Genomic DNA, 19,854 nt, shown 5'->3' on the forward strand with positions numbered 1-19,854 from the left:
TTACCAGCGTGGAATTGATGTCGTCACGTCGCCATTTTGTGCGCGTTGACGCATAAAGTGATCCATTAAGACGATCGCCAGCATCGCTTCAGCGATCGGCACCGCACGAATGCCGACACAAGGATCGTGGCGACCTTTGGTGATCATCTCGACTTCGTCACCGAAACGGTTAATCGTATGTCCCGGTACGGTAATGCTGGAGGTCGGTTTCAGCGCGATATTGGCGACGATCTGCTGACCGCTGCTGATACCACCCAGAATGCCGCCCGCATGGTTGCTCTGGAAGCCGGCTTTGGTGATTTCATCGCGGTTTTGACTGCCGCGCAGTTTGACCACCTCGAAACCATCGCCAATTTCCACGCCTTTGACGGCATTGATGCTCATCATCGCGTGAGCAATGTCAGCATCCAGACGGTCAAATACCGGCTCGCCGAGTCCGGCAGGTACGCCGTCGGCAACTACGGTCACTTTCGCCCCGATGGAGTCGCCCTCTTTTTTCAGGCCACGCATCAGTTCATCCAGCGCCTCGATCTTCTCCGGGTCCGGGCAGAAGAAGGGATTCTGTTCAACCTGATCCCAGTCTTTTATCGCCAGCGGAATATCGCCCATCTGGGTCAGACAGCCGCGGATAACAATCCCGAATTTTTGCGCGAGGTATTTCTTGGCAATGGCACCAGCGGCAACACGCATCGCGGTTTCACGCGCCGAAGAACGACCGCCTCCGCGATAGTCACGCAGGCCATATTTCTGCTCATAGGTGTAATCGGCGTGTCCCGGGCGGAACACATCTTTGATCGCGCCGTAATCCTGCGAGCGCTGGTCGGTATTTTCGATCAGCAAACCAATGCTGGTGCCGGTGGTAACACCTTCGAATACCCCAGACAGAATCTTCACCTGATCCGGTTCACGGCGCTGGGTGGTGTAACGCGACGTCCCCGGACGGCGACGGTCCAGATCGTGCTGCAGATCGGCTTCCGTCAGCGGAATGCCTGGCGGCACCCCGTCAACGATGCAGCCCAGCGCCAGCCCATGCGATTCGCCAAAGGTGGTGACGCGAAAGAGTTGTCCAATTGTATTTCCTGCCATCACGGCTCCGTCATGTTTGCGTGTTGTTTTTAGTCTTTATAAATGCCGAAATGCGCGCGGGCAGCGATCAGCTGTGATTTGGTCAGCATGAAGACGCCATCCCCGCCATTATCAAACTCGAGCCAGGTAAACGGCACGTCCGGATACTGCTCAATCAGATGTACCATGCTGTTACCGACTTCACAAATCAGAATCCCGTCGTCGCTGAGATAATCCGGTGCGTTGCCGAGAATACGGCGCGTCAGCTTCAGGCCATCGCTGCCGGAGGCCAGGCCCAGCACCGGCTCGTGGCGATATTCACCCGGCAGATCGGACATATCTTCTTCATCAACGTACGGCGGGTTAGTGACGATCAAGTCGTATTGTACTTTCGGCAGGTCGCGGAACAGATCGGAGCGAATCGGCGTCACCTGGTGGATCAAACCGTGCGCTTCGACGTTTTGTTCAGCAACGGCCAGCGCGTCGATGGAGATATCCACCGCGTCCACTTCCGCTTCCGGGAAGGAATAAGCGCAGGCAATCGCAATGCAACCGCTACCGGTACACATGTCGAGAATATGCTGCGGCTGATGGTCGATCAGGCCGGAGAAGTGGTTATTGATCAGTTCGCCGATCGGGGAGCGCGGCACCAGTACCCGCTCATCAACGAAGAACTCGTGGCCGCAGAACCAGGCTTTATTGGTCAGGTACGCCACTGGGATACGTTCGTTGATACGACGAATCACGCGTTCAACAATGCGGTGTTTTTCACTGGATGTCAGACGGGCGGTGTGCATATCCTCCGGGATATCCAGCGGCAGATACAGCGAAGGCAGCACCAGCTGTACCGCCTCATCCCACGGGTTATCGGTCCCATGGCCATACCAGATATTCGCCGCGCTAAAGCGGCTGACAGCCCAACGCAACATGTCCTGAATGGTATGCAGCTCATTGACTGCTTCATCAACAAAAATTTTATCCACGCCATCCTCCAGGACACGCTATACGGTAATTTCGGCGGCTAGTTTGCCACGAAGACGGCGATAAATCAGCATTCTTACGTCAGGCCGGCGGGGAAAAATACGTTTTGCTTGCCTGAACAGAGGCCGAGTCGGGTAAACTAGCGAAAAGAAATGATGAGAGTGGGCAATGAAAAAGAAAACATCGCTAAGCGACGAGGATCAGGCGCTGTTCCGACAGTTAATGACCGGTACCCGTCAGATTAAGCAGGACACGATCGTTCACCGCCCGCTGCGCAAGAAAATCACCGACGTACCGCCCAAGCGTTTACTGCAGGAGCAGGTGGATAACAGCCACTATTTTTCGGATGAATTTCAGCCGCTGCTAAATAGTGAAGGAGCAGCAAAATACGTTCGCGCTGATGTCAGCCATTTTGAGTTGAAAAAACTGCGGCGCGGGGATTATTCGCCGGAGCTGTTCCTCGATCTGCATGGCTTAACTCAGCAGCAGGCCAAGCAGGAGCTGGGGGCGCTGATCGCCGCCTGTCGTCGGGAGCATGTATTTTGCGCCTGCGTGATGCACGGTCATGGCAAGCACATTCTCAAGCAGCAAACGCCGCTGTGGCTGGCTCAACATCCGCATATTATGGCGTTTCATCAGGCACCAAAAGAGTACGGCGGAGACGCCGCACTGCTGGTACTGATTGAGGTGGAAGAGTGGCAACCGCCGGAGCTTCCGTAATACGGAGGCTCCGGTGGGAGGTTAGATAGCTTTTGCCATCTTCAGATTGCAGGGGCTCATCTGCCAGTTAAACTCACCTTTGCCGTCCGCATCCAGCGTGACACAGGCAATGGCCGACGTAGTAAACATCGGGGGAGTTTCTCCCGGACACAGCTCTGAGACAAGGTACCCCACTAGCGGCAGGTGCGAAACGACCAGCACCGTTGAGACACCTTCATTTGCCAGCGTCTGAAGCCAGGCGCTGACCATACCCACATCGCCACACGGCGTGAGCTCCGGCATCACGTCGACATTTTCAGGCAGGTTCACGCACTCTCTTACCACATCCAGCGTCTGTTGTGCACGCAGGTAAGGACTCACCAGAACCCGTTCAATATCCACTTTCTGACCTTTCAGCCAGGTTGCCATCTGACGGGATTCATCACAACCACAAACGGTTAATGGACGAACCGAGTCACTGGCTGCATCGAGGGCAGCGTCGCCGTGACGCATGATAAAAACTTGCATATTGCACCGCTTTTGTTAACCAGAAGCACCGCAGTCTTACCTGCATAGAAAGCACGCAGTCGACCCGGTGGCCGGGCATTGTGCCTGATTCATCCAACGAATGAAACGCTGTTTTTTACCTCAATGGCGTAAGTATAGTCAATGATCGTTTACAAAACAGCCAACCAACAGCGTCGTTCATCGCCGGAATTATCTTCTTTGACCAAAACTTAGGTCGTCCGTTCGCCAGTGGGCCAAAAGGTTGCCCCCTGCTCGGCCATGCGCAATAAATTTTCACATGGTGTAAAACGTGGACCGTACTGAGCGGCCAGACGTTGCAAGATGGCAACTACTTCACCCGCGCCGAGTGTATCCATATAACGGAACGGGCCGCCAAGGAACGGCGGGAAGCCAATACCAAACACCGCACCGATATCGCCATCGCGTGCGCTGCGAATAACCTGCTCATCGAAGCAACGCGCGGCTTCGTTAAGCATCATCATCACGCAACGCTCGGCAATCTGCTGCGTGGATAAACGCGCCTGCGGGGCAGAAACACCCAGCAGCGAATAAACGGCGGCATCAGGTCGTTTTTTGCTTGTACGCCCTTTTGTCACATAAAGATAGAAACCACGGCTATTTTTTCTACCTTTGCGATCGTCCTTCAAGATCGCATCAATGATATTTGCAGGGGGACTAAAACGTTCTCCCCAGGCCGACTCCAGAACCGGGATAATTTTGGTGCCGGTATCGATCCCGACCTCGTCCAGCAACTGAATGGGCCCCACCGGAAAACCGAACTTCACCAGCGATTTATCGATATGTTCAATGGGCTCACCTTCTGTCAGCAGGCGCATCGCCTCATTGATGTAAGGTGCCAGAATACGGTTCACGTAGAAGCCTGCTTTATCGGCCACCACTATCGGGGTTTTGCCTTGCAGTTTGGCCAGTTTCACCACCGTCGCTATCGTTTGCTGATCGGTATTTTGGTGAGGGATCACTTCGACCAGCGGCATTTTTTCGACCGGGCTAAAGTAGTGCAGACCAATGACCTGCTGAGGCCGCATGGCCTGCGCCGCTATTTCGCCGATCGGGAGTGACGAGGTGTTTGAGGCGAAGATAGTCTCCGGGCAGCAGTGCGCTTCGATTTCTGCCACCATCTGCTGTTTCAGGGCTAAATCCTCAAATACGGCTTCAATTACCACATCACGATGAGCAAACCCTTGATAATCCGTGGAACCTGATATCAGCGCCAGCTGGTGATCCCGCTCACTGGCACGCAAATAACGACGACTAACCTGTTTGTCGAGCAACTCCCAGCTGTATTTCATTGCATGATTGATGCCACGGGACTGAATATCTTTAATACGCACCGGCAGACCGCCTTTGCTGGCGGTCACATAAGCAATTCCCCCGCCCATCAGACCGCCGCCGAGGATCCCGATACTGCGTAACGGGGCGGCCTGCGCATCGGCGCCGCGATCTTTCTTCAGATCCGTACTGGCGAAAAATATCGATCGTAATGCTTGCGACTGTGACGTCATCGCCAGTTCACCAAAAGCGCGCGCCTCCTCGGCGTAGCCGCTGCTACAGCCATGGGCCAACCCATTTTCGATGACCTGCAAAATACGTTCAGCAGCAGGGTAGTTGCCCTGAGTTTTCTGCTGCGTCTTTTTCCTTACCAGACGGAACAACAAACTGCGCCCCAGCGGCCCGGCCAGTACCCGTTCGCGTACCGGTACATTACGGCTGGCCGGGCGCTCTTTCAGCGCCAGCTCAACCGCCGTCTGCAGCAGGATAGCCTGCGGGACCACATCATCGACCAGGCCCGCTTTCAGCGCCTGTCGTGGGCGAAGCTGTTTGCCGGTCAGGATCATCTCCAGCGCACTGCTGACGCCAATCAGACGAGGGAGTCGTTGAGTACCGCCGGAGCCCGGCAGCAGGCCCAGCTGCACTTCCGGGAGGCCTAAGCGCGTTTTGTCATCGTCGCTGCACACCCGGCCATGACAGGCCAGCGCCAGTTCGAGACCGCCGCCAAGGCAGGCGCCATGGATAGCGGCAATCACCGGGATCGTCAGGCCGTGGATCTCGGCCATAATCTGCTGCCCCTGGCGAGCCAGGGCTTCAGCTTCTTGTGCGGTGGTACAGCGGGAAATCATGTTGATATCCGCGCCGGCAATAAAGTTGTCCGGCTTGGCGGATATCAGCACCACGCCGCGTAGGGATTTATTGTCGCGGATCTGACGAACGATCGCCCGTACCTGCTGGCCAAACTCCGCCTTCAGGGTGTTCATCTTTTCACCCGGCGTGTCGATGGTGATCACCGCCACGTTGTCCGGGCGAATATCAAGCGTAAATGCCGATGCCATTTCCATTATTCGGCCTCCAGAATCATCGCTGCACCAAGCCCGCCCGCCGCACAGGCGGTCACCAGACCAAATCCGCCGCCTCTGCGCCGCAGTTCATGCAGCGTCTGAGTGATCATCCGCGCGCCGGTGGCGGCGAAAGGATGCCCGTAAGCGATTGAACCGCCCAGCACGTTAAATTTGCTCTCATCCACTTCCCCGGTTGCCTGCGAACGGCCCAGGACTTCGCGAGCGAAGCGGTCGCTGGCAAGGCATTGCAGATTCGCCAGCGTTTGCGCAGCGAAGGCTTCATGCATGTCGATCAAGGTTAAATCAGCCAGCGTCAACCCGGCTCGCTCCAGCGCCAGCGGCGTTGACCACGCAGGCCCCAGGAGCATGTCCTGGCGCACATCAATGGCGGTAAAGGCGTAGCTGCGCAGGTAGCCAAGCGGGGTTAATCCCAGCGCTCTGGCACGGGATTCGGTCATCATGATGACCGCCGCCGCGCCGTCGGTTAACGGCGTACTGTTGGCCGCAGTGACCGTACCATGTTTACGATCGAATGCCGGGCGTAACTTTTGGTAATCAGCCAGGGTTGAATTTTTACGAATGTTATTGTCATTTTCCAGCGGCTCGCGGAACGGCGGCGCATAGGCGGTCATCACTTCAGCCGCTAACTTGCCCTCTTCCCAGGCTTTAGCAGCCAACTGGTGCGAACGATGCGCCAGCGCATCTTGTTGTTCACGGGTAATGCCCCATGTTTTTGCCATTTGCTCTGCGGTATCCCCCATTCGCAGCCCGGTCGAATACTCGGCCACCGCAGGCGGTACCGGCAAAAGATCGCGAAGACGTAAACGGGAGAAGAGCTTCAGGCGCTGTCCAAGAGTTCGTGCTTTATTGGCGTCCACCAGCGTGCGGGCCAGTTTTTTACTGACGCCGATCGGCAACACCGAGGAAGAGTCGGCTCCGCCGGCAATACCTGCGCTGATTGTGCCGGTCATCAGGCTTTCCGCCACGTTGGCGACAGCCTGAAAACTGGTGGCGCAGGCGCGGCTCACGCTATAGGCATCGGTGTGCACGCTCATGCCGGTACCAAGCACTATTTCGCGAGCAATATTAGGGGCTTCCGGCATCTGAACCACCTGGCCAAACACCAGCTGTTCAATCATTTCCGGGGGGATGTCGCTGCGAGCCAGCATTTCACTGATGACCATTTTCCCCAAATCAACGGCGGGAACACCGTGAAATACCGTTGCCTGACGGGCAAACGGGGTACGTAAACCGCTGACAATGGCAATGCGATCGCCCTGACGGGTGACAAGCGGTAATGCCTGACTCATGACTTTCCCCTGTTAACCGATAAAACCAAGTGGTCTGACCTGATAACAGTTTTAACTAATTTTTTACATTAAGCCAATCAGCGAAGAGAAAAAGTGGGAGCCAAAACACATTGAAAGGAGAAGTGAACGCCCCCGCTGACGAGGGCGTCGGGGGAATTAACGCAGGCCGAGCTGGAAAATCAGGGTTTCAGCTTCGCAGCTGAAGACAAAATCGATATCCATCTGTACGCCGCCTTCGACATCGGTAAATGTCGGGGTAATTTTGCACGGCTCAGATTCCACACCACGGGCTCTTTCAGTCAACGCAGCAAGCGTTTCGTCCGCTTCAGCGCGGTTGGCAAACACGCGGCTGTATGAGGCGGTGCAATCGGTGTTGTCCATAATGGTGCCAACATCCATACAGCAGCAAACCGGGGTTTCATCTGCACTAACTTTGCTCATCGTAGATTTCCTCTGTATATGCACTCAACGGTGCCAGACAATTAATATGCTTATTTTACGCCCGGCCGGGAGCAGCCTCCAGTCGTTAATGACAACAAAAGTCCTAAGTGACCGAAATCACACTTAAAAATGATCCAGAACAAGAAACACCCGCTTTGCTTAATACCGGTGGGGGCAAATTTGCCGGCTGGATCGCTTTTTTCGCATCACAATTGAAAAATCTCATAAACAAACTTGCAACATCTCATCTGGTCAGACCTATACTCAGCGCACTGGTCTGATTTCTATGTCGTAAAGCAGACCCTACACTTCGCGCTTCTGTTACGGCATGTAACATAGTTTAAATAAAAATAACTCAATGAGGTTATGGGCATGAGCCAGAAAACCCGCTTTACCCAATCTGCCCTCGCAGTGGCTGTAGCACTTGTTTCAACACAGGCCTGGTCAGCAGGCTTTCAGTTAAACGAATTCTCTTCATCAGGCCTTGGTCGCGCCTATTCCGGTGAAGGTGCAATTGCTGACGATGCGGGCAATGCCAGCCGTAACCCAGCGTTGATTATGATGTTTGATCGCCCGACGATGTCTGCGGGTGCCGTGTTTGTCGATCCCAATGTTAATATTTCTGGTACCTCCCCGACGGGGAAAAGCCTGAATGCAGATAACATTGCGCCAACCGCGTGGGTACCAAACTTCCACTTTGTTTCACCAATTAACGATCAGTTTGGTTGGGGGGCGTCCATCACCTCTAACTACGGTCTGGCGACCGAGTATGCCGATGACTATGCCGCCGGCAGCATGGGTGGCAAAACGGACTTAACCACAGCTAACTTCAACCTGAGCGGCGCTTATCGCCTGAACAGCAACTGGAGCTTTGGCTTAGGGTTTGATGCGGTCTATGCGAAAGCCAAGATCGAACGCTATGCGGGCGATTTAGGGCAAATCGTTGCGGGCTCTGGCGCACTGCCGCCGCAGCTGGCAGGCCAGGTCGCGCAAATTCCTGCCGATACGCAAATTGCTCACCTCAACGGTAACGCCTGGGGCTTTGGCTGGAACGCCGGTATTCTGTATGAAATTGACAAGAATAACCGTTACGGCTTCACCTACCGTTCAGAAGTCAAAATCGACTTTGATGGTAACTACAAAAGCAGCTTACCGTCAGCGTACAACCAAATCCTCGGTAACTTCGGCCTTCCGGCGGGCACCAACGGTCAAACCACCGATGGTTCTCTGACCCTGAACCTGCCAGAAATGTGGGAGCTGTCCGGTTATAACCGCGTGGCGCCACAATGGGCCGTTCACTATAGCCTGACCTACACCAGCTGGAGCCAGTTCCAGGAGCTGAAAGCCACCGGCAGCAATGGCGAGACGCTGTTCTATAAAGATGAAAGCTTTAAAGATGCTTACCGCATCGCACTGGGAACCACCTATTACTATGACGATAACTGGACCTTCCGTACCGGTATCGCCTTCGATGATAGCCCGGTTCCGGCAAGCACCCGTTCTATTTCCATCCCGGATCAGGATCGTCTGTGGCTGAGCGCAGGTACCACCTACGCCTTCAACAAAGATGCTTCCGTTGACGTAGGTGTGTCTTACATGCACGGTCAGCACGTCGAAATTAAAGAAGGTCCTTACACCTTCCGTTCAGAAGGTACCGCGTGGCTGTACGGCGCGAACTTTAACTACCGCTTCTGATAAGCTGACGATATAAAAAAGGGTGAACATCATGTTCACCCTTTTTATTTTCTACCGATTTATATTCTCGCGATGACTTACTGCGAATCGATATCTTTCAGTTCATCCTGAATCGCCTGAGCGTTCGGGTTATCGGCCGGTGTAAGTTTACCGCCATTGGCGATAAAGTCATGACGCTGGAAGTACGCTTCACGCATCAGGATATACGGGTCGGAAGACTGGCGCAGCAGGCCGTCAGAATCCAGCAGTTGAGCACGAGTCTCAATCCCTTCAACCGCCCACTTACCGATCGACATCGGCCAGGTCAGCCAGGAGAGTACCGGGTACAGGCCATCCGCCATATCCCCGCCCTCATCACGCAGCGTGAAGCTGCCATAGAACGGCAGTTGTACATAAGGGCCATAGCCCATGCCATAGTGACCCAGAGTGCTACCAAAACGATGCGGTTCAACACGCTGAAGTTTCGGGTTAGCCATCCCGGCGACATCGATCAGGCCGCCCATCCCCAGAAGGGTGTTCAGGAAGAAACGGGTAAAATGCACCATTCCTTTATAGGGGTCGCCCTGCAGGAAGTAGTTTGCCATCACCGCCGGCTCTTCCAGGTTGCTGGTAAAGTTACTCAGCCCGTTTCGCGCTGGCTGCGGGACATAATCACGCCAGGCAACGGCAACCGGACGCAGCAGGTACGGGTCCACCACGTTGAAGTTGAAATCAAACATCGTGCGGTTAAACCCTTCAAGCGGGTCCGAACGCCCCTGTGGCCGATCGCCAGAGTTGGAACTGGCGCATCCCACCAGCAATGTGGCGCCAAGCGCGAGCGCCGACAGGCGAAAATTCATAGGTGTCTCCCTGTTAATTTTGGCTATTGCTGTGGGTTCTCCGGGGACGGCATCCTCCTTGAAGATATCGCCCGAAGCAAATTGCAATCTGGTGCCTGCATTCAGCATAGCCTTTTTGGCATTATTGTTGCGACCCGATTTTATACATGTTTTGCAATATCCGTATTGCTAAACTTGCCATTACCCAAAAAATAGGAGGTTCTCCTGGGTCAGGCGCTGGAATTATCTCTACGCTTATGAGAGAGACATCGCTGGAGGAAATGATATGGCGTCAGCACCTACCCCTCACTCTCACCATAATAGCGAAGATATTGAAGTTGAGAGCGATGAAAAACAGGATGGCAAAGAGATAGAGGTCAATGAGAAACGCCTGCCTTCCCGCGCCATGGCAACCCATGAAGAGATTCGTCAGGAAGGGGAAAAAGAGCTGGAGCGTGATGCGCTGGCGCTGCTATGGTCTGCGGTAGCTGCCGGTCTGTCGATGGGGGCATCGATGGTGGCAAAGGGGATCTTCCATGTTCATCTGAGTGACGTTCCCGGCGGCTTTTTGCTTGAGAGCCTCGGCTATACCTTCGGGTTTGTGATTGTCATCATGGCCCGCCAGCAGCTGTTTACCGAAAACACCGTCACGGCAGTACTGCCAATCATGCATAAGCCGACGCTCGGTAATTTTGGCCTGTTAATGCGTCTGTGGGGCATAGTGCTTGCCGGGAATTTGATCGGCACGGCCATTGCTGCGTGGGCCTTTAATATGATGCCGATATTTGACGATCCCACCCGCCAGGCATTTCAGGATATCAGTTTAAAGGTGATGGAAAATACGCCTATGGAGATGTTCGCCAATGCGATAATTTCCGGCTGGCTGGTCGCCACCATGGTGTGGATGTTTCCCGCAGCCGGCGCGGCGAAAATCGTGGTGATCGTGCTGATGACCTGGCTGATAGCGCTGGCCGATACCACCCATATTGTGGTCGGCAGCGTCGAAATTTTTTATCTGATTTTCAACGGCTCGCTGCCGTGGCAGGCGTTTATCTGGCCCTTCGCGCTGCCGACGCTGGCGGGCAACATTTGCGGTGGAACCTTTATTTTTGCTCTGCTGAGCCATGCGCAGATTCGCAACGACATGAGCAACGAGAAAAAAGCTCGGCTCAAGGATGAAAAACGGCCCTAAGTGGCGACACTTTAAGCAGTCAACCCATAGATGCTTAACGTACAAGGAAAAAAACGCTATACTCCCGCCGCTTCGTCCCCTTAGTTAAATGGATATAACGAGCCCCTCCTAAGGGCTAGTTGCAGGTTCGATTCCTGCAGGGGACACCATTTCCATTTTGGCGCCCCGCCGTCAAATCCACAAAACCCGCGCCCCTCTAACCCTCAAACTTAAAATCCCCACTACTATTGACCAATAAATTGGCAATTTCAGTTAACGTTTCATCGAGCACAACTGCGTTTTGTCGCCCTGCGTTACGCAGCCGCTCTAAATTCTCTCGCGATGCGTTATCTAACGTTGGATCAGCGCCGTATAACTCGGGCTGAATTCTGTAGTACTTAGAATTTTTTACCGTTGAAGCAATTTGTTGTAAGTAATACGCCGTCATCTGAGGGCCGCCCTCGAGCGCAATATCAATGGCAGGTTTTGCCCAGCTAAAAGGTCCCCAGTCCTTAACTTCAGAATAGGAATAGCCCTGTAATTTTTTGCCAGTGCCAAGCGAGACAATAATCATATCTCTGATGCCGGCAACATTACTGAATTTGATGGCTTCAGAGTAGGCACAAAGCGCGGGGTCGTTCGCCACCACACCACCATCAACCAGGACAAATTTTTCGGGTAAAGGAGGTAATGAGTAAATTCGCGCAGTCTCAAAATACGTAGGGGCTGCGGAGGTACCACGTAGAACATCCCTGACCAGAAAATCTCGATTCTTCGCTACTGCCGAATGTTGTTTGAAGATAACAGGAAGACGGGTACTTACGTCGTAAGCAACAAAGCAGGTTGGCCTTAACAGTTCACTTAGCTTTGTTTCTCCAAATGCCGTTTTTAAAACTCTCTCCAGCTCTTTTGCTGAATATTTCTCATCAGTTGCACCGCCTAATGAACTGATTTTTTTCCAGACACCAACATCAAAAATTTCATCACCATCTTCAAGATAGAAATTAACAGCTTCTTGAGCCGTGAATTTTGGTTTTCCTTGAGCATCAGGGCAAACATACGCGGAGCAAAGGATGGCTCCCGTACTCGTACCCGCCACCAAGTCGAAATAATCTGCAATTCTTGCGTCTGGATTCTTTGATATGGTTTGTAGTTTCTTCTCCAACTCGACTAATATCATACCCGGAAGGATACCTCTAATCCCACCGCCATCGATAGACAGTATTCTCATCGCCATTTTTTATTCCTTTTAGGAAATGCAGGATCAGACCGTTTAATTTCCTTTGATTACACTCATAAATAAAAAACGATATTATTTAAATGCTGGCCAGTCATTAAGACTGTCAATTTCATTCCAGGCTCTGATACAAGCATTAACAGAATCTATACCGATAAAAATTGCTGCTTCTGCCCAACGACGTCTCAACAAACCGAGTAGTGGTTTACCCTCCTGACTGATCCACTTACGCATCTCATCTGGCACACGGGTCTTTTGGCCTGAATTTATATATTTCAGCATCGTTGATTTGGCTAAATTTCCGCCACCTAGGTTGTACGTCCAGGAAATCAGCGCAGCGGCTTCACACTCCAGCAATGATACATATACTCGCTGCTGAACAGTATGTGCGGCTCCTTTCATATCCCGGACAAGTAACTGTTCAGCCTCAGCTTCAGTAATTGGCGCCGTATGTAGCGTCACGGCTTTGCCTGAGGCATCGATGATGGAGCCATATCCGATAGTCCATGTCCCTCCGGGCATTGATCCATTATCATCATATGGCGAGCTATAGAATCCCTCAATTCGTTTTATGACCGATGTGGCGGAGGGCGGAATCGTCACGCCGTCCCACTCTTTATCAGCGACGGTAACTTTAGATGTTTTAGCCATCATGTCTCCAGTCATTGCATTCATTATCAATCATTAAAGACAGCCAGATTTATATAATAACGATAGTCTTAATCTGATATCAGACAAAGCCTACATTCATTGCGACAATAAATACTACACAACATGCGTCGATAGTATTTATTAAAGTTAACGCTTAATTAACTCTGCATCAACTGCAATGCTATCCGTGCGCTGAAATTAGCAAAAAAAATGACAATACACATAATGATTAGCCAGCTAACCCTTATAATGTAGAATATATACAAAACCTCACGATATCCGGCACACCCTGACCTGAGGACAAGTCCCGGTTTGATAATCTCACCCATCACCAACGACGACCATTTATAATTATTAGCAGTTTTCTTCAGGTGCAAGTGAATTTATTCTGATTTTTATCGCATCCTGAACATATCGATTGAACAACCACGAATTAAACAAATACTTAGAGTCACGCTCTGTCACAGATTCCCCCCGACATTTCAGCGTCAACTGGATACAATGTGCCTGTTGGCATTCTGCGAAAAGCGCACGCTGCAACCTTCGGTCGCGAACGCATTCGCACTCTCAGATCTTACGTCAGGTGGAAAAATGAAATACATCACTTTCAGTGACATGCAACAACAGAGCGACGCGGCAGCACGTTCACCGCGGTTACGCGCTCATCGTAATTTCCATCCGGAATTAAGCGATCCCGTACAGCGCCTGGCGATCGCCATGGAGCCAGGGACCTATGTTCGCCCGCATCGCCATCCGCATACCTTTGAACTTTTGATCGCCCTCAGTGGACGCTTTGTAGTACTGACGTTTGATGACCTCGGCTACGTCACCAGCCGCGTGGTATTGGGTGAAGAGTGTACGGTGTTAGAGATGGATGCCGGGACCTGGCATGCGGTGCTCTCACTGGACGTCGGCGGCGTCATTTTTGAAGTCAAACACGGCGGGTATCAGCCGGTTGCTGCTGAGGATTATGTCACATGGGCACCTGCGGAAGGTGAAGAAGGGACGTCGGAACTGATGGCGTGGTACCAGCACGCTCAGGTTGGCGATGGCGGCCACGCCCGTTAATGCGGGTCAGAAATCCGCTGCCAAAGTGCGGCGGATTAACAGCTTCATAATGCATAAAAAAACGCCCGTAACAAATTAAGAAAAAACAAAAAACCGGCCCACGGAGTAGCCTGCGCTGGTATATATTCACATTGACAGTGCTTTATGTACAAAGCATCTGCATGTTTTCGCACCATATTCCCTGATCATATTTGGAACCCGGATGAAACCATTTCGCTACTCTGCCGCTGCCCTCTGCTCCCTGATGTTGTGCTCTTCACCCGCCAGCGCCGAGGTTGACCTGGGTTCCATCGATATTTTTTCTGGAAATAACCCCGATAGTCCGGTACCGAAAGGGTTGGTGCTGGGGGCTGCCACCATTAGTGGAACCGCTCGCTACCAGAAGCAGGACAACGATACCTATTTCATTCCCGGCGGCCTCTACTTCGGCGATCGGTTTATCTATCTCGGCGATCGCGCCCGTTACTACTTCCATATTGACGACAAAGTGGCTTTTTACGGCTATGGTCGCTGGCGCTTTGGCAACCTCGATCCCAGCGATAATGCCGCTTTCAAAGGCATGGAGAAACGCAAAGGCGAATTTGAAGCGGGGATCGGCGCGACGCTCATCACCCCCTACGCGCTGCTGAGCGCCCGTCTCAGCTCTGACGTGACAGGCCGCAGCGACGGGCAAGAGCTTCTGCTGTGGGCGGATTTCCCGATCATCAAAGATAATCTGCTGGTGATGCCGGGAATGGGGCTGATGATCCGCAGCAGCAATATGGCAAACTACTATTTCGGCGGCATCTCGGCCAGCGAAGCGACTCCGCAACGCCAGCAGTGGGATACCGGCACTACCGTCTCGCCAATGGCGGCGATTATTACCAGCTACCGCTTCAGCCCCCACTGGGTCGGCATGTTCGCGGCAAACTACGAACTGTATGACAAAGATATCGCCGACAGCCCTATTGTGCAGCATAACGGCGAGCTCTATGGCATTCTCGCCGTCGGCTATACCTGGTAAACGTGAGCGGTCCCGGCCTTCAGCTCCCCGGCTATCTGTAATGTCAGCACGCTAAATGCCCGCGCGGCAGCACTCTGCCAGGCCGCCTTGTGCTGTAACAGACAGGCGGTCCTCTCCAGCAGTAGCGGCGTGAGCTCCACCGCCACCAGATCGTCACGATCCCGCACGATGGCGGCCGGTAACAGCGTCGCCAGTTGGGTCCGCTGAATCACGGTCAGCACCGCGCTGATGGAGTTGGCCTCCATCTGAATCTTCGGTTGAACATGATGCTGCCGACAGTAGCGATCGATTTGTTCGCGGGTGGCAAACTCCTCGCTCAATAAAATTAACGCCTGCTGATTTAATGCGTCCAGCTTAACCCACCGCTGTTCCGCCTGCGGATGGTGGCGCCCGACTACCAGCGCCAGCGTTTCGCTAAACAAAGGCGTCGCGACAACATCCTCCGAGCCAACGTCGCTAAAGGCAATTCCGGCGTCCAGCTCATCATTCAGCAACAGCGCCTCCATCCGGTCCTGCGGCATTTCACGCATCGTCAGCGTGATATTGGGGTAATGCTGATAAAACGCCGCCACCAGCGGCCCCATAAAATAGGTCGTGAAGGTCGGCGTCATCGCTACCCGCAGTGAACCTCGCTGCAGGTCTTCCACATCATGGATTGCCCGCCGGCCCTCTTCCAGATCCTGCATGACCCGGCGAGCGTAAATGAGCCAGGCTTCTCCGGCATCCGTCAACCGGGTGTGGCGCCCGCTGCGATCAAAAAGCTGCGCCCCCAGCGACGCTTCAAGCTGGCGAATTTGTTGCGACAGCGCCGGCTGCGAAACATGCAACGCCGTTGCCGCACGGGTAAAACCGCGGTGTTCCGCGACCGCCAGAAAACAGGTGAGATGACGTAGCAACATACGATTACCCATAAGTAAAACAAATCAGGCTAATCATAAATTAGTCTTTTAACTTATGAAACAACCTGAGTACCCTGTTCAGGTACTCAGCCGCAACGTTCCCCTTTCGTCACTCCCCTGTTTCTCGCTTCAGGAGCCACTATGTCTGTCCATCACCACTATCTTCAGCGTGCGCTTACGCTGGCCAGGAACAATGTCGACAACGGCGGACGCCCGTTCGGAGCGATCGTCGTGCACAACGACACGATTGTTGCTGAAGCCGTTAACACTCTGCATCAAAACGGCGATCCAACGGCTCACGCTGAACTCAACGCAATTCGTGACGTCTCACAACGCCTGGGGGTTCAGGTGCTGAAAGAATGCCGCGTCTATGCCAGCGGCCAGCCGTGCCCAATGTGCCTGAGCGCCCTCTATTTAACCGGCGTGCGTGCCGTTTATTTCGCCAACAGCAATCAGGATGGCGAAGCCTTCGGCCTCTCTACCGCAGCGATTTACCAGCAGTTAAGCCAGCCGCTGGAAACACAGACGCTATCCATTCACCATTGCCCACAGCCCGATGGCCTTACGCTGTACTCACGTTGGGCGGATAAACAACCATGAGCCCGACTCCCCGCAACGGCCTGATGCTGCTGGTATTGGTTCTGGTCGGCATAAACATGCGCCCGCTGCTGACCTCAATAGGACCGCTGCTGCCGCAGTTGCAGCAGGCCAGCGGCATGGGTTTTGCCCTTGTTTCACTGCTCACTGCCATCCCGGTGATGGCCATGGGGCTACTGGCGCTGGCAAGCCCGTGGATCGATCGCCATATCAGCGAAAGCCGTGGGGTTGCGCTCAGCCTGTTGATGATCGCTACCGGCGCGCTGCTGCGCGAACTCGCGCCACACAGCGGTCTACTGCTCAGTAGCGCCCTGCTGGGCGGGATTGGCATCGGTATTATTCAGGCGACCATTCCGACGGTGATCAAGCGGCAGTTTTCCCGACGCACGCCGCAGGTCATGGGGCTGTGGTCCGCCGCGCTGATGGGGGGTGGCGGTTTAGGCGCCGCCTTGACGCCCTGGCTGGCCCTGCATAGTGCCGTCTGGCATGACGCTCTTGCCTGGTGGGCACTGCCCGCCGTCGCGGCGCTGTTTGGCTGGTGGGCGATCGGCCGAAAACTGCCTGCCCCGACGTTGACCACATCAGGAGCTGCCGTATCGGTATTCCGCCATCGCCGCGCCTGGACGCTTGGGGTCTACTTCGGCCTGATTAACGGCGGCTACACCAGTTTGATCGCCTGGCTGCCGCCTTATTACATGCAGGCAGGCTATAGCGCCCAGTTCAGCGGTACCCTGCTGGCAATATTGACCATCGGCCAGACCGCCGGCGCGCTGCTGATCCCAATGCTGGCCCGGCACGACGATCGTCGCCGGTTATTAATCCTGACGTTACTCCTCCAGCTCCTGGGGTTCTGCGGTTTTATCTGGCTGCCGCTGCAGATGCCGCAGCTGTGGGCCATCAGCGCCGGAGTGGGGTTAGGCGGCGCTTTTCCGCTGTGCCTGGTACTGGCGCTCGACCATGCCCGACAACCCGCAATCGCTGGTCGGCTGGTGGCATTTATGCAAGGGATCGGGTTTATCGTGGCCGGAGCCTCTCCGTGGCTGGCAGGCCTGCTGCGTAGTCTGAGCGGCGATTATGTACTGGACTGGACGTTTCACGCCGTTTGCGTCGCCACCCTGATCGTGGTGACCTTCAGTTTTGTGCCTGCACGCTATCCTCAGGAGTGGCGACAGCGGGAACCGATCGGCGATTAAATCAGGTAATGGCGGCGGCGCGGGACGATTTTCCGCGTCGTCCCTGCGTCATGCCCACAATAGAAAAAATCCCAAAATCAAGCAGCTATCACCGTAAGCGCGCGGCGGTAAAAACCCGTCGCCAGAATAGAATTTATTACCGAATGAAATTAATGTGTCGCCGAATCACGACACTCGTAAGTAACTAAAAATTAATAAAAAAATGCCGCTTGTTTCCCTGATTTTTTAGGCGTACATTAGCGCCATCTGGAGCCCTAATCGCACAGAATTTCGATCTGCCGCAGCAGCCAGAATCGTCTGGTTTTACCGCGACAGATCAGTATCAACAATGAAAATTATATTCATTTAGGCGTTTCGCCAAGAACGCGGAGTGATGAGTCGTGAAATACTTTATTATGGGCGTGTCGTTTATGGTCATCGTATGGGCCGGTACTTTTGCCCTGATGATCTAGCACTGTCAGCGTCAAAAAAAACGGGAGCCAGAAGGCTCCCTTTTTATTGCCGGTATTCTTTGATTCGCCTGGTTATTCCTGGTTTTCGCCGCCCGACTTGCCCGAAGCAGGGAGCAGCCCGTCAGCGCGGAACATTGATTTGATCCCACGAATCGCCTGGCGGATACGGTCACGGTTTTCGATGAGAGCGAAGCGCACATGAGTGTCGCCGTAATCGCCGAAGCCAATGCCCGGAGAGACGCACACTTTCGCATCCTGCAGCAGCTTTTTAGCAAACTCCAGCGAGCCCAGCGCCGCATACTGCTCCGGAATTTTCGCCCACACGTACATGGACGCCTTCGGACACTCGACCATCCAGCCTGCTTCATGCAGCCCTTTCACCAGCACATCACGACGGCGCTTGTACTGCTCTGCAATATCACGCACGCACTGCTGATCGCCTTCCAGCGCCGCAATCGCCGCGACCTGTAACGGCGTGAAGGTGCCGTAGTCGTGATAGCTTTTAATTCGGGCCAGCGCGTTAACCAGGGTTTTGTTCCCCACCATAAAACCGATACGCCAGCCGGCCATATTGTAACTTTTGGAGAGAGTAAAGAATTCCACCGCCACATCGCGCGCGCCGGGGACTTCCATGATCGACGGCGCTTTCCAGCCGTCATACACGATATCGGCATAGGCCAGATCGTGGACCACCAGCACATCGTAACGCTTCGCCAGCGCGACCACTTTTTCAAAGAATTCCAGCTCGACGCACTGCGCGGTCGGGTTGGACGGGAAACCAAGGATCATCATTTTCGGTTTCGGGTAGCTTTCGCGGATCGCACGCTCTAGCTCGTTGAAGAAATCAACGCCCTCCACCAGCGGCACTGAGCGTACCTGGGCACCAGCAATCACCGCACCATAGATATGAATCGGGTAGCTCGGATTTGGCACCAGCACCGTGTCGCCATGATCCAGTGTCGCCAGCATCAGGTGTGCCAGCCCCTCTTTTGAGCCGATGGTGACAATCGCTTCCGATTCCGGATCGATGTCGACGTTATAGCGATCCTGATACCAGCGCGAAATTGCGCGACGCAGGCGAGGAATACCGCGCGAGGTCGAGTAGCCGTGCGTATCAGGCCGTTGAGCAACGGTGCAGAGTTTTTCCACGATATGCGGCGGGGTCGCCCCGTCAGGGTTGCCCATACTGAAATCGATAATATCTTCGCCACGCCGACGCGCCGCCATTTTCAGTTCAGCGGTAATGTTAAATACGTACGGGGGCAGACGATCGATACGCGTAAAACGGCGTTCAGGACTGAATTCAGCCATAGATTCCTCAGATTAACGTTAGCGCCCGGACCGTCCGAGCGACGCTGTCGCCTGTGCGACAAGCTTAGAAAATAACCCGAAAAAAATGATGCTGTCGAGGGGGTGAACAAAAAATAATATCTGGCAAAAAAAACGGGTATCGCCTTCCAAAAATGCGGCAGGGGCGCTCCTCGATTTAGCCGGGAGGAAAATTGACTGCAACATATTAATATCTATTATATTACCTGTTTTTATCATTCAGGCTCCCCGTTTCGCCTCCTCTCAGGCTTTGGTGTTAATCCCCTTTTTTTAGTGCAACTTTTCCTCATTCCCTTCGCCACTGCCCTCTTCGGCTGGCCTTCTGACCTCAGGTTTTTTATCATGTCGCTTTCCCGCGATAGA

The 19,854-nt window shown here is 53.8% G+C and carries 20 protein-coding genes and 1 tRNA gene; 10 read left to right on the top strand and 11 right to left on the bottom strand.

The window, feature by feature from the left end; genetic code table 11:
• Positions 1 to 1,086, bottom strand: coding sequence for a chorismate synthase (gene aroC / locus ACMYSO_RS07320; RefSeq protein WP_434669970.1), 1,086 nt, complete (start codon positions 1,084 to 1,086; stop codon positions 1 to 3).
• 29 nt (positions 1,087 to 1,115) lie between these two features.
• Positions 1,116 to 2,048, bottom strand: coding sequence for a 50S ribosomal protein L3 N(5)-glutamine methyltransferase (gene prmB / locus ACMYSO_RS07325; RefSeq protein ID WP_123755283.1), 933 nt, complete (start codon positions 2,046 to 2,048; stop codon positions 1,116 to 1,118).
• A gap of 166 nt (positions 2,049 to 2,214) precedes the next feature.
• On the opposite strand from prmB, the gene smrB reads away from it, so the two are divergent.
• Complete coding sequence (gene smrB / locus ACMYSO_RS07330; RefSeq protein WP_434669971.1) at positions 2,215 to 2,766, top strand: endonuclease SmrB; 552 nt, start codon at positions 2,215 to 2,217, stop codon at positions 2,764 to 2,766.
• A gap of 21 nt (positions 2,767 to 2,787) precedes the next feature.
• Here smrB and sixA read toward each other — a convergent pair whose 3' ends face one another.
• From sixA to ACMYSO_RS07350, 4 genes are all read right to left on the bottom strand, one after another.
• Complete coding sequence (gene sixA, locus ACMYSO_RS07335; RefSeq protein WP_434669972.1) at positions 2,788 to 3,273, bottom strand: phosphohistidine phosphatase SixA; 486 nt, start codon at positions 3,271 to 3,273, stop codon at positions 2,788 to 2,790.
• A 209-nt stretch (positions 3,274 to 3,482) separates the two neighbouring features.
• A complete protein-coding gene (gene fadJ / locus ACMYSO_RS07340; protein WP_434669973.1) occupies positions 3,483 to 5,627 on the bottom strand; it encodes a fatty acid oxidation complex subunit alpha FadJ in 2,145 nt (714 codons plus the stop codon).
• The gene (gene fadI, locus ACMYSO_RS07345) at positions 5,627 to 6,937 is read right to left on the bottom strand and encodes an acetyl-CoA C-acyltransferase FadI (RefSeq protein WP_434583704.1); all 1,311 of its coding nucleotides are present in this window, start codon (positions 6,935 to 6,937) and stop codon (positions 5,627 to 5,629) included. Before fadI ends, fadJ begins: the two co-directional genes overlap by 1 nt.
• A gap of 156 nt (positions 6,938 to 7,093) precedes the next feature.
• Positions 7,094 to 7,378, bottom strand: coding sequence for a YfcZ/YiiS family protein (locus tag ACMYSO_RS07350; RefSeq protein WP_123755288.1), 285 nt, complete (start codon positions 7,376 to 7,378; stop codon positions 7,094 to 7,096).
• Between the two features lie 107 nt (positions 7,379 to 7,485).
• Between ACMYSO_RS07350 and ACMYSO_RS07355 the strand changes: the two genes are divergently transcribed.
• Both ACMYSO_RS07355 and fadL read left to right on the top strand, forming a co-directional pair.
• Positions 7,486 to 7,659, top strand: a complete 174-nt coding sequence (locus tag ACMYSO_RS07355; protein WP_434669974.1) for a hypothetical protein — start codon at positions 7,486 to 7,488, stop codon at positions 7,657 to 7,659.
• A 91-nt stretch (positions 7,660 to 7,750) separates the two neighbouring features.
• A complete protein-coding gene (gene fadL, locus ACMYSO_RS07360; RefSeq protein WP_434583702.1) occupies positions 7,751 to 9,073 on the top strand; it encodes a long-chain fatty acid transporter FadL in 1,323 nt (440 codons plus the stop codon).
• Positions 9,074 to 9,150: 77 nt separating this feature from the next.
• On the opposite strand, the gene mlaA is transcribed toward fadL, so the two are convergent.
• The gene (gene mlaA, locus ACMYSO_RS07365) at positions 9,151 to 9,912 is read right to left on the bottom strand and encodes a phospholipid-binding lipoprotein MlaA (protein WP_434669975.1); all 762 of its coding nucleotides are present in this window, start codon (positions 9,910 to 9,912) and stop codon (positions 9,151 to 9,153) included.
• Positions 9,913 to 10,177: 265 nt separating this feature from the next.
• On the opposite strand from mlaA, the gene ACMYSO_RS07370 reads away from it, so the two are divergent.
• Positions 10,178 to 11,083 (top strand): formate/nitrite transporter family protein, encoded by a 906-nt coding sequence (locus tag ACMYSO_RS07370; RefSeq protein WP_434669977.1) that lies wholly within the window; start codon positions 10,178 to 10,180, stop codon positions 11,081 to 11,083.
• A gap of 74 nt (positions 11,084 to 11,157) precedes the next feature.
• A tRNA-Arg gene (locus tag ACMYSO_RS07375) sits at positions 11,158 to 11,232 on the top strand.
• 47 nt (positions 11,233 to 11,279) lie between these two features.
• Here ACMYSO_RS07375 and ACMYSO_RS07380 read toward each other — a convergent pair.
• Positions 11,280 to 12,299 carry a patatin-like phospholipase family protein gene (locus ACMYSO_RS07380; RefSeq protein ID WP_434669978.1) on the bottom strand — a complete coding sequence of 340 codons (1,020 nt, stop codon included), beginning with the start codon at positions 12,297 to 12,299 and terminating at the stop codon, positions 11,280 to 11,282.
• A gap of 75 nt (positions 12,300 to 12,374) precedes the next feature.
• Complete coding sequence (locus ACMYSO_RS07385; protein WP_434669980.1) at positions 12,375 to 12,974, bottom strand: lysozyme; 600 nt, start codon at positions 12,972 to 12,974, stop codon at positions 12,375 to 12,377.
• Between the two features lie 567 nt (positions 12,975 to 13,541).
• Between ACMYSO_RS07385 and ACMYSO_RS07390 the strand changes: the two genes are divergently transcribed.
• Together ACMYSO_RS07390 and ACMYSO_RS07395 are read left to right on the top strand one after the other, a co-directional pair.
• Positions 13,542 to 14,018, top strand: coding sequence for a WbuC family cupin fold metalloprotein (locus tag ACMYSO_RS07390; RefSeq protein ID WP_434669981.1), 477 nt, complete (start codon positions 13,542 to 13,544; stop codon positions 14,016 to 14,018).
• A 202-nt stretch (positions 14,019 to 14,220) separates the two neighbouring features.
• A complete protein-coding gene (locus ACMYSO_RS07395) occupies positions 14,221 to 15,021 on the top strand; it encodes a MipA/OmpV family protein (protein WP_434669982.1) in 801 nt (266 codons plus the stop codon).
• On the opposite strand, the gene cynR is transcribed toward ACMYSO_RS07395, so the two are convergent.
• Complete coding sequence (gene cynR / locus ACMYSO_RS07400; RefSeq protein WP_434669983.1) at positions 15,009 to 15,920, bottom strand: transcriptional regulator CynR; 912 nt, start codon at positions 15,918 to 15,920, stop codon at positions 15,009 to 15,011. The genes ACMYSO_RS07395 and cynR overlap by 13 nt on opposite strands.
• A 141-nt stretch (positions 15,921 to 16,061) precedes the next feature.
• Between cynR and ACMYSO_RS07405 the strand changes: the two genes are divergently transcribed.
• The 3 genes from ACMYSO_RS07405 (at position 16,062) to ypdK (ending at position 18,162) form a co-directional block, all read left to right on the top strand.
• The gene (locus ACMYSO_RS07405) at positions 16,062 to 16,520 is read left to right on the top strand and encodes a nucleoside deaminase (protein ID WP_434583633.1); all 459 of its coding nucleotides are present in this window, start codon (positions 16,062 to 16,064) and stop codon (positions 16,518 to 16,520) included.
• Positions 16,517 to 17,710 carry a cyanate transporter gene (locus ACMYSO_RS07410; protein ID WP_434669984.1) on the top strand — a complete coding sequence of 398 codons (1,194 nt, stop codon included), beginning with the start codon at positions 16,517 to 16,519 and terminating at the stop codon, positions 17,708 to 17,710. Before ACMYSO_RS07405 ends, ACMYSO_RS07410 begins: the two co-directional genes overlap by 4 nt.
• Positions 17,711 to 18,090: 380 nt before the next feature.
• The gene (gene ypdK, locus ACMYSO_RS07415; RefSeq protein ID WP_099130696.1) at positions 18,091 to 18,162 is read left to right on the top strand and encodes a membrane protein YpdK; all 72 of its coding nucleotides are present in this window, start codon (positions 18,091 to 18,093) and stop codon (positions 18,160 to 18,162) included.
• Positions 18,163 to 18,234: 72 nt separating this feature from the next.
• On the opposite strand, the gene alaC is transcribed toward ypdK, so the two are convergent.
• On the bottom strand, positions 18,235 to 19,473 hold the full coding sequence (alaC, locus tag ACMYSO_RS07420; protein ID WP_434669985.1) for an alanine transaminase: 1,239 nt from the start codon (positions 19,471 to 19,473) through the stop codon (positions 18,235 to 18,237).
• Positions 19,474 to 19,854 lie beyond the last annotated feature (381 nt).

It is taken from the genome of Klebsiella sp. B345 (genome assembly GCF_051131735.1).
Classification (GTDB): Bacteria; Pseudomonadota; Gammaproteobacteria; order Enterobacterales; family Enterobacteriaceae; genus Klebsiella.

Excerpts from the sequence above, each read along its gene's own strand:
- ACMYSO_RS07385 (WP_434669980.1), bottom strand. The coding sequence starts at position 12,974 with ATGAATGCAATGACTGGAGACATGATGGCTAAAACATCTAAAGTTACC.
- fadL (WP_434583702.1), top strand. The coding sequence starts at position 7,751 with ATGAGCCAGAAAACCCGCTTTACCCAATCTGCCCTCGCAGTGGCTGTA.
- ACMYSO_RS07380 (WP_434669978.1), bottom strand. The coding sequence starts at position 12,299 with ATGGCGATGAGAATACTGTCTATCGATGGCGGTGGGATTAGAGGTATC.
- ACMYSO_RS07395 (WP_434669982.1), top strand. The coding sequence starts at position 14,221 with ATGAAACCATTTCGCTACTCTGCCGCTGCCCTCTGCTCCCTGATGTTG.
- fadI (WP_434583704.1), bottom strand. The coding sequence starts at position 6,937 with ATGAGTCAGGCATTACCGCTTGTCACCCGTCAGGGCGATCGCATTGCC.
- sixA (WP_434669972.1), bottom strand. The coding sequence starts at position 3,273 with ATGCAAGTTTTTATCATGCGTCACGGCGACGCTGCCCTCGATGCAGCC.
- ACMYSO_RS07390 (WP_434669981.1), top strand. The coding sequence starts at position 13,542 with ATGAAATACATCACTTTCAGTGACATGCAACAACAGAGCGACGCGGCA.
- fadJ (WP_434669973.1), bottom strand. The coding sequence starts at position 5,627 with ATGGAAATGGCATCGGCATTTACGCTTGATATTCGCCCGGACAACGTG.
- ACMYSO_RS07350 (WP_123755288.1), bottom strand. The coding sequence starts at position 7,378 with ATGAGCAAAGTTAGTGCAGATGAAACCCCGGTTTGCTGCTGTATGGAT.
- ACMYSO_RS07405 (WP_434583633.1), top strand. The coding sequence starts at position 16,062 with ATGTCTGTCCATCACCACTATCTTCAGCGTGCGCTTACGCTGGCCAGG.
- ACMYSO_RS07370 (WP_434669977.1), top strand. The coding sequence starts at position 10,178 with ATGGCGTCAGCACCTACCCCTCACTCTCACCATAATAGCGAAGATATT.
- cynR (WP_434669983.1), bottom strand. The coding sequence starts at position 15,920 with ATGTTGCTACGTCATCTCACCTGTTTTCTGGCGGTCGCGGAACACCGC.
- mlaA (WP_434669975.1), bottom strand. The coding sequence starts at position 9,912 with ATGAATTTTCGCCTGTCGGCGCTCGCGCTTGGCGCCACATTGCTGGTG.
- alaC (WP_434669985.1), bottom strand. The coding sequence starts at position 19,473 with ATGGCTGAATTCAGTCCTGAACGCCGTTTTACGCGTATCGATCGTCTG.
- ACMYSO_RS07410 (WP_434669984.1), top strand. The coding sequence starts at position 16,517 with ATGAGCCCGACTCCCCGCAACGGCCTGATGCTGCTGGTATTGGTTCTG.
- smrB (WP_434669971.1), top strand. The coding sequence starts at position 2,215 with ATGAAAAAGAAAACATCGCTAAGCGACGAGGATCAGGCGCTGTTCCGA.
- aroC (WP_434669970.1), bottom strand. The coding sequence starts at position 1,086 with ATGGCAGGAAATACAATTGGACAACTCTTTCGCGTCACCACCTTTGGC.